Below are 7,030 nucleotides of genomic sequence, written 5' to 3'. Positions count from 1 at the left end.
ACCAAATCAAACTGAAAGTGTTGGACTAATGCGTTGAAAGTTGTCATTGACGCGCTCGACAAGATCCATGGCGATGTTGTCCCAGGTTTAGTCGAAAAAATGTATCATACTTTTGCAAAACTCTTTGGCAGAGACGAAAAATCGATTGTTGCGCACATATGCATTCTTCGATGGGGGTCAGATTGGGACTTAGGGAGGGCAAATAATGCACCTAAATCCCCCTTTCTTTTGCTGCTTTTTGGAGGTTTTTTCTTGTAGGGGCCTTGATCCAAGATCAGGGGAATGTTAGGCGCCTTTGGATAAGCGTCTTTCAGCTGATAAAAAAACCTATTCAAGGTTTCTAAGGACACTACCCGTCAAATCCAAGGCTCCCATCAGGTGTAAAAGAGGTTGTCGTGGCAATGTGGGTGCCTAACAGGTGATTTTCGTTTCCATGGTGTGGGGCATGTCGTCACCAAACAGGAAGGGCATCCTTCGGCGGTGTTGTCATCACCGTTGAATAAAAGGCTTCCTGCTTGGCTGCCTTTTCTGGCCGTGCTGCTGGCTTTTTAAACGAAAAGTTATAGGCGTGCAACGTCTTGCCTTGAATCGTATACGCAATGCCTCAAGAAAGCGCAGATATCACTCACCTTATACTTCTCTACATGACGACTGATCGTCAATCAGAAGAGCCTTAGCAATTTGACGATAGCTTCCCCTTTGTCGGAAACAAAACTGCCTTAATCCTATCTTCTACGCGTCGGTTCGTAACGCAACATGATCTCCTTCTTTCAGAAAACTTTGCATAAGAAAAATTATTAATACATAAAATTAAACTTTTAAACAATTTCATTCAGAATGAGTATATAGCGCAAAAGAGATAAGTGTAGGATCTTTTTTTCACATCTTAATAAATGGTTAATCTGATCATAAATTACTTTTCTCCATATTTTCTTAAACAATATCAGTTTGCTATTCCATAGTAAAATCAATCGATATGGATACACCAAACCAGAATTTCCCTAGCAAGAGTTTATTTGAAAGAATGAATTAATGAATTCTATTTTTAGACACCGTTTTCTTGACTCGAAAAGTGTTTTTTTACTCACAGAAGTCAAATTCAAACTTTTTTTAAAGGAAAACGTGGTACTTTCTTTCGATTTATTCTAGAAAGTATGGGGCACTTTATTTTCTATCCGTCACTACAAAAAAATCTAAAGCCTAAAAGTGCTATTGCCTTTGCTTTGATCTTTGGTTAGAATAACGTCGTATTTTGTGATATTTTATTTTAAATCGTTCGTTTTTGTTTTCTGGAGTAACGGTTTTTTAGTGTAATTTTCTGAGTGGTTAAGGAAAGGAAGCGGGATTGTGGGCATTTTTTGGCAAGTTTGGCGTTATGAACATCCATAACACTGCTGTTTTGCATTCTGATGTTGTTGTTCATCCGGACGCTATTGTTGGTCCTTATTGCAGCATAGGAAAGGGAGTAATTCTGGAAAAGAATGTTCATCTTGTGTCTCATGTGGTGATTGATCAAAATACTCATCTTCATGAGGGCGTTCGCGTTCATCCTTTTGCCGTTTTGGGAGCGGCACCTCAACATACTGGGTACAAAGATGAGCCTACTCAACTTGTAATAGGAAAATATACTCAGATTCGTGAGCACGTTACTATCCACAGGGGAACACAGCAAGGGGGAGGAATAACTTGCGTGGGAGAGTTCTGTATGATCATGGTGGGATGTCATATTGGTCATGATGGCTGTGTTGGAAACGGCGTGATTATGGCAAATAATGTTGTACTTGGTGGACATGTAGAAATTGAAGATACGGTAGTTTTGGGCGGAATGGTTGCGGTACATCAAATGGCTTCTATTGGAAAGGGAGCTATGATCGCAGGGTGTTCTGCAGTAGGTGGACACGTAAGCCCTTACACTACTGCTATAGGAAATCGAGCAAAGTTAGCAGGACTTAATTTACATCGCTTAAGAAAACTACAGATGAGCTCTCAGGAAGTTCATGGGTTAAGAGATGCGTATCACTACCTGTTTAAAGGAGAAAATCGAATGTCCCTTGAATTTCGCATCCATAATATTCCTCAAGAGTTAATGCAGTATGAAAGCGTTCAAGAAATAAAACGTTTTTTAAGCACCCGAAACAAGGTAAGACCTATTTGTTTGTCTGACCAAAGCAACTGTTCAAACGACACGTTGAAAGCAACTTTTTGACAGGACCGAACGGGGAAATAAAAATTCAAAAAGCTTTGGATAACCCGAAGTTTTTAAAGTTGATTGCTTCCTTTCAGATCTGGTCAGTTAACCCTAAAAATACGTCTACCCAAAGCTTATCTCTAGGATACAGATTTTTTTTGCACTACACAAGAGGGGAGTAACACTTTTTAGATTTAGACCGTAAGACTAGTACGCCTAGTACTTACTATGCAAATCTTAACAAATAGATTTTTTGGGAGTTGATGTTAAAAAATGATGGTTTTTTTATGAGTTTGACTTTTTCAGATGTATGTTTTTAGTAAATTTCCTAAATTTTTTCTCCCCCCCTCTTGCAATCATTTATGAAATATGTCTATGATTCGAATGTAGAAACTTTGAAAAGGTATTGTTATGAAAACGTTCATTTTGCTGGCATCTCTTATGGCAAGTGTTGTAAGTGCTACTGGGACTTGTGAGTCCACAGAAAAGAGTGAAGACGTAGAAGCAAAAGAAAAGGAACAAGAACAAGAACAAAAACAAAAGTAGATTGCTTCACTTCATAAAAAGAGAAAATTTTTTTTCTCTTTTATTTTTTATTTTGTATTTAGGTGTACTCTTGATTTTCAAGGTTCATTTTTTTGAATTTTGTTCATGAGTACATAAGGATCTAGGCGCGAGTGAAGGTACAGAGTATATGATTCGAAATACGTATAGAGAGTTTTATCCAGGTAAGCCCATTGCGTTAGTTGGCATGCCGGGGGTAGGAAAAACCACCTTAGGCAAATTACTAGCAGAGTTTTTTGGGATACCATTCTTTGATTCAGACAATATGGTAGAAAAGGCTGCGGGAGGTCTTTCTGTTTCAACTATTTATGAGCAGTTTGGGGAAACAGTTTTCAGAAGCACTGAGCTTTCTGTGATTCAACGGGTTCTTAAAGAAGAATCTTCTCATGTGTTAGCTACGGGTGAGGGAGCTTTTTTGGAAGCTCAAACACGAATGCTTTTGCTAGAAAACACGTGTACAGTTTACATGTGTGCAAAGCCGTCTCATTTGGCAGATCGGTTATCCAGGAAGGCAAGGCCTCAGTTGGGTTTTCCCCAGTTAGATGCGGAGTCTGTATTGTTATCAGAAGGAAAAAATTTAGCTTTAGAAAAAGTACTAGAAGAAATGCACGAGGAAAGAGACAAGCTCTACGGGCTTGCAGATGTACGAGTTCCCAGCGATCAAGGTGGGTACGAAGAGACTCTTGCAAAGGTTTTAGATGAGCTAAAGTCGCATTTTCACATCATGTAGTGTGTTGAGATTAGTAATTTTATGTTATTTGTTTTTTTTATTCTTATTATTGTATTTGCAGTGTTAGCAGCATTTTTGTCTGCCAGTGAGACGGCGGTTATCGCCTCTTCACCTTTTCGTTTAAATCAAATGGCAAAAAAAAATCCTTCTGCTTCTGTTTTGCTAGAACTTCAAAAACAAATGCCCGTTCTGATTGGCTGTTTGTTATTTACAAACATTTGTTTGTTAAATGGTATGGCGTCTATTGCTACTGAGTTATTTCGTCAATATCTTGGGCCTTTGGGATTAGTTATTGCACCTGTTGTTGTATCTGCACTTACTGCTCTGTACGTAGAAATTTTACCCAAGATTTACGTGTATCAATGTCCAGAGCGTGCTGCCTTATTTTTAGTGCCTCTGCTTCAATTCTTGAAACGATTTTTGTTTCCTATTACGTTGCTTATGGATCGTATTGCTCACTATTCATTATCGTGGTTGGGGGTAAGTAGCACAAAAGAAACTGCAAATACTTTAGAAGACTTACGAGGAGCTATAGATCTTCATGCTGGTTCTGGAATAATTTCTCACGAGCGTGCAATGCTTGGAAGTATCTTAGACCTTTCTCGCGTTACAGTATCAGAAATTATGGTTCATCGAAAAAACATTGTGTCGTTTAATATTGACCTTCCTTTTGAACAGTTATGTGAATATTTATTGACTGCTCCGTACACACGCATCCCGTTATGGAAGGATTCTCCAGATAATATTGTTGGTGTTATTCACCTTAAAACTCTTATGCGTTATCTACAAAAAAAAGACAAGCTGAAAGAAAATTCTGATATTTATTCTATGATGAAAGCTCCTTGGTTCATTCCAGAAACCAGTACACTGTTTTATCAAATGCAGTTATTTAAAGAAAAGCATTCTCATCAAGCATTTGTGGTAGACGAGTATGGATCGTTGTTAGGAATGGTAACATTAGAAGATATTTTAGAAGAAATCGTAGGAGAGATTCGCGACGAGTACGACGTGGATTTTCCTGGTGTACGCACTACTCCTCAAGAAACGTATTTAGTCAGGGGGTGTGTAACGCTAAGAGATTTACGCAGACAGTATGAGTGGAACTTTGATGAACCTTCGGTTTCGACATTAGCTGGGTTGATTTTACACACATGTCGCACAATTCCCGAGGTAGGAACGGTGGTGCGTATTAAAGAGTTTGAAATGAAGATTTTGCGTGTTCACCATCATCAAGTAACATTGATTGAAGTCACCCCTATGCGTTCTGAAGAAAATATTCAATAAATTTTAAATTTTTTATTTGGTATAACTGAATCGTTATTGGAAAAAAGTAAAATTGCATTCATTTTTTAAAAAAAGATTTGTACAAAAAGCTTTAAGTTTTATTTTTGCCGGATATTTACGATTTGTTTACAGAACCAGTCGCCGAGTCATTGTTGGCCGTAATCATATCGAGACGTTGTTTCAAGAAAATACTCCTGCAATTATTGTATTTTGGCATCGTGAAATGACTATGGCTCCCTTTGCATGGAAAAAAGGTAAGGAATTTCGTATGCTAATTTCTTCTCACGGAGATGGAAAGTTGATTGCTCAAACAGTGCAAAAATTCGGAATTTCCTGTATTGAAGGATCTTCTTCTCATGACAAAGGAACTTTGGCCTTAAAAAAAATGTTAAAAGCTCTTTCTGAGGGAATTAGTGTAGGTATTACGCCAGATGGCCCAAGGGGACCAAGGGAAGTATTAAAAAACGGAGTGTACGTGTTAGCGCGTCTTTCTGGGCGTCCGGTATTGGCACTGCACTGGAATTCAACAGCTCAGTACGTTTTAAAAAAGACTTGGGATCAAATGAAAATTCCTCTGCCTTTCGGACGTATTGAGTGGGTGTGGAGCCCCCCCATCACCCTTCAAAGTCATTCGGGAGATCAAGAAAAATTTCAAAAATCTTTGTACGACGCACTTTCCTAATTTCAAAAAAATTCATTTTAGAATTTTTAAATTTTTAAAGCAGAAAGAAATAATAGGCTACAAAATATTTTCAATTTTTATTTAAACAACAAAAACTACCTTAACTCTTCGCAAGTAAATTCCCAAGATGGAATACCAATTGGTATAAAAAAGTATGACCTTTTTATCGCTTTTTCCAAATTTTCTGCAATTAATTCAGGATTTAAGGAAAAGACGATATCTTCTTTTGACAAAGAGCGCGTTCCATCAATTAATCCAATATAACCATCTTCTTCTTTAACAAATGCAATAGAGTGCCCGGATAATTCCACTCCAAAAAATAACGAAGCCCCACAAAATAGCGGAGTAAAATTTACAATTATTCCGTTTTTCTTATTAAAGAAAATTTTACTACTCGAATCATCAAATTGTTCATCAAAATGAGAAGAATCTTCGGTTTCATTAAGATCTTTAATATATTGAAAAATATGAGTTGCTACCGGCATTAACCAGCTTGTTCCAAAACAAAGCTTTCTTCTCACTTCCTTAAAGTTTTCTTGAAAATTATCCCCAAGTAGTACAAATTGATTGTCCGAAACAAATTTAACTCCGTGCTGTGTACTTGCTAAGTCTTGCATAAACTTATACAGCACTGGCAGATCATCGTTCGATAACTCTTTAACAAGAAGATCCACTTTCTTCAGCGTCTCCTCATAGCCGTGCACAACTGCATATTTAGCAAACGCTTCACAATATCCTAAAGGCTCCACAAGCTGATAATTTTTTTCATTTAAAAAAGGCATAGAAAGTACCATGATTACGTTTAGCGAATCACGACGTTTTTCTAAGTACTTTAAATACATTCCCGGAAACTTAGAAACAATCTTTTTGCTTTCTTTTTTTTGGTCTAATAATACATTGAATTCCGACTTGAAACAGAACTGATTTTCTTCACTCTTTAGTTTTATAAATTTTTCACGTTTTTCAAGTATAGATTCGTACTCACGTTTTATTGTTAAGAAAAAAGTCTCATTTTTAAGTGCGTCTATTTTTTTCCCTAATTCAATACAACGCTTCTCTGTAATAGGGATCACATGAAATGGATCCATAAAATATTGCTCATTTACACACTGAAAATCTCCAGAATTTAAAATATTCTCTAGAAAACTAACTTCTTCACCCATCACTTCTTTTATTTTATCTAAAAAAAATTTAGAATTTATATCTTTTACAGAAGCAACGATACTTTTTCCTTTAGTAAATTCTTCTAAAGACTTAGAAAATTTTTCTAAAGATTTTTCTTCTTCATCGTTTGAAAAAGTCAAAGAAAAACAGGAAGACACAGCAAACAAAAAGAGAAAAGAAACAATTTTTTTTTTCATAAATGTGAATTGACTTTTCAAGCTAACACGACGAATTGTACACGTGTTCACTACTAAAAACAATCTTTATTTGTATATAAAAATATTAGAAATCTTTAACCAAAGATAGCATGATTGATTTTCAAAGTTTTATTAACGTGAAGTGCCGCAAAAATACGCAGTGTTACCTCTAACATCTCAAGAGGGCGTGTATTTGAAAAGGGTTTTCGACGAAATTCTTG

8 protein-coding genes are annotated in these 7,030 nt (G+C 36.6%); 6 read left to right on the top strand and 2 right to left on the bottom strand.

The window, feature by feature from the left end:
* The first annotated feature begins 33 nt into the window (after positions 1-33).
* A complete protein-coding gene (locus tag HE1_RS09735) occupies positions 34-258 on the top strand; it encodes a hypothetical protein (protein ID WP_035545287.1) in 225 nt (74 codons plus the stop codon).
* Between the two features lie 415 nt (positions 259-673).
* Here HE1_RS09735 and HE1_RS09060 read toward each other — a convergent pair whose 3' ends face one another.
* Entirely contained in the window at positions 674-832 is a 159-nt protein-coding gene (locus tag HE1_RS09060; RefSeq protein WP_161630417.1) for a hypothetical protein, read from the bottom strand.
* A 513-nt stretch (positions 833-1,345) separates the two neighbouring features.
* Here HE1_RS09060 and lpxA point away from each other — a divergent pair.
* The 5 genes from lpxA (at position 1,346) to HE1_RS04690 (ending at position 5,448) form a co-directional block, all read left to right on the top strand.
* A complete protein-coding gene (gene lpxA, locus HE1_RS04705) occupies positions 1,346-2,206 on the top strand; it encodes an acyl-ACP--UDP-N-acetylglucosamine O-acyltransferase (protein ID WP_006295745.1) in 861 nt (286 codons plus the stop codon).
* Positions 2,207-2,599: 393 nt separating this feature from the next.
* A complete protein-coding gene (locus HE1_RS09995; RefSeq protein ID WP_023491033.1) occupies positions 2,600-2,734 on the top strand; it encodes a hypothetical protein in 135 nt (44 codons plus the stop codon).
* Positions 2,735-2,882: 148 nt separating this feature from the next.
* Positions 2,883-3,482 carry a shikimate kinase gene (locus HE1_RS04700; RefSeq protein WP_006295744.1) on the top strand — a complete coding sequence of 200 codons (600 nt, stop codon included), beginning with the start codon at positions 2,883-2,885 and terminating at the stop codon, positions 3,480-3,482.
* 21 nt (positions 3,483-3,503) lie between these two features.
* Positions 3,504-4,766 (top strand): HlyC/CorC family transporter, encoded by a 1,263-nt coding sequence (locus HE1_RS04695; protein WP_035545285.1) that lies wholly within the window; start codon positions 3,504-3,506, stop codon positions 4,764-4,766.
* Positions 4,767-4,818: 52 nt separating this feature from the next.
* Entirely contained in the window at positions 4,819-5,448 is a 630-nt protein-coding gene (locus HE1_RS04690) for a lysophospholipid acyltransferase family protein (protein WP_052567384.1), read from the top strand.
* 95 nt (positions 5,449-5,543) lie between these two features.
* Here the strand turns inward: HE1_RS04690 and HE1_RS04685 are convergent, their stop codons facing one another.
* Entirely contained in the window at positions 5,544-6,809 is a 1,266-nt protein-coding gene (locus HE1_RS04685; protein ID WP_035545281.1) for a hypothetical protein, read from the bottom strand.
* Between the last annotated feature and the right edge of the window lie 221 nt (positions 6,810-7,030).

Origin of the sequence: Holospora elegans E1 (genome assembly GCF_000648275.1) — a bacterium.
Classification (GTDB): domain Bacteria; phylum Pseudomonadota; class Alphaproteobacteria; order Holosporales; family Holosporaceae; genus Holospora; species Holospora undulata_A.
The sequence above is the reverse complement of the archived record's forward strand: the minus strand, read 5'-3'. Positions and strand labels throughout refer to the sequence as shown.

What these genes read in the sequence shown, in the direction of transcription:
- HE1_RS09060 (WP_161630417.1), bottom strand. Translation starts at nt 832, where the DNA reads ATGAAATTGTTTAAAAGTTTAATTTTATGTATTAATAATTTTTCTTAT.
- HE1_RS09995 (WP_023491033.1), top strand. Translation starts at nt 2,600, where the DNA reads ATGAAAACGTTCATTTTGCTGGCATCTCTTATGGCAAGTGTTGTAAGT.
- HE1_RS04700 (WP_006295744.1), top strand. Translation starts at nt 2,883, where the DNA reads ATGATTCGAAATACGTATAGAGAGTTTTATCCAGGTAAGCCCATTGCG.
- HE1_RS04695 (WP_035545285.1), top strand. Translation starts at nt 3,504, where the DNA reads ATGTTATTTGTTTTTTTTATTCTTATTATTGTATTTGCAGTGTTAGCA.
- HE1_RS04685 (WP_035545281.1), bottom strand. Translation starts at nt 6,809, where the DNA reads ATGAAAAAAAAAATTGTTTCTTTTCTCTTTTTGTTTGCTGTGTCTTCC.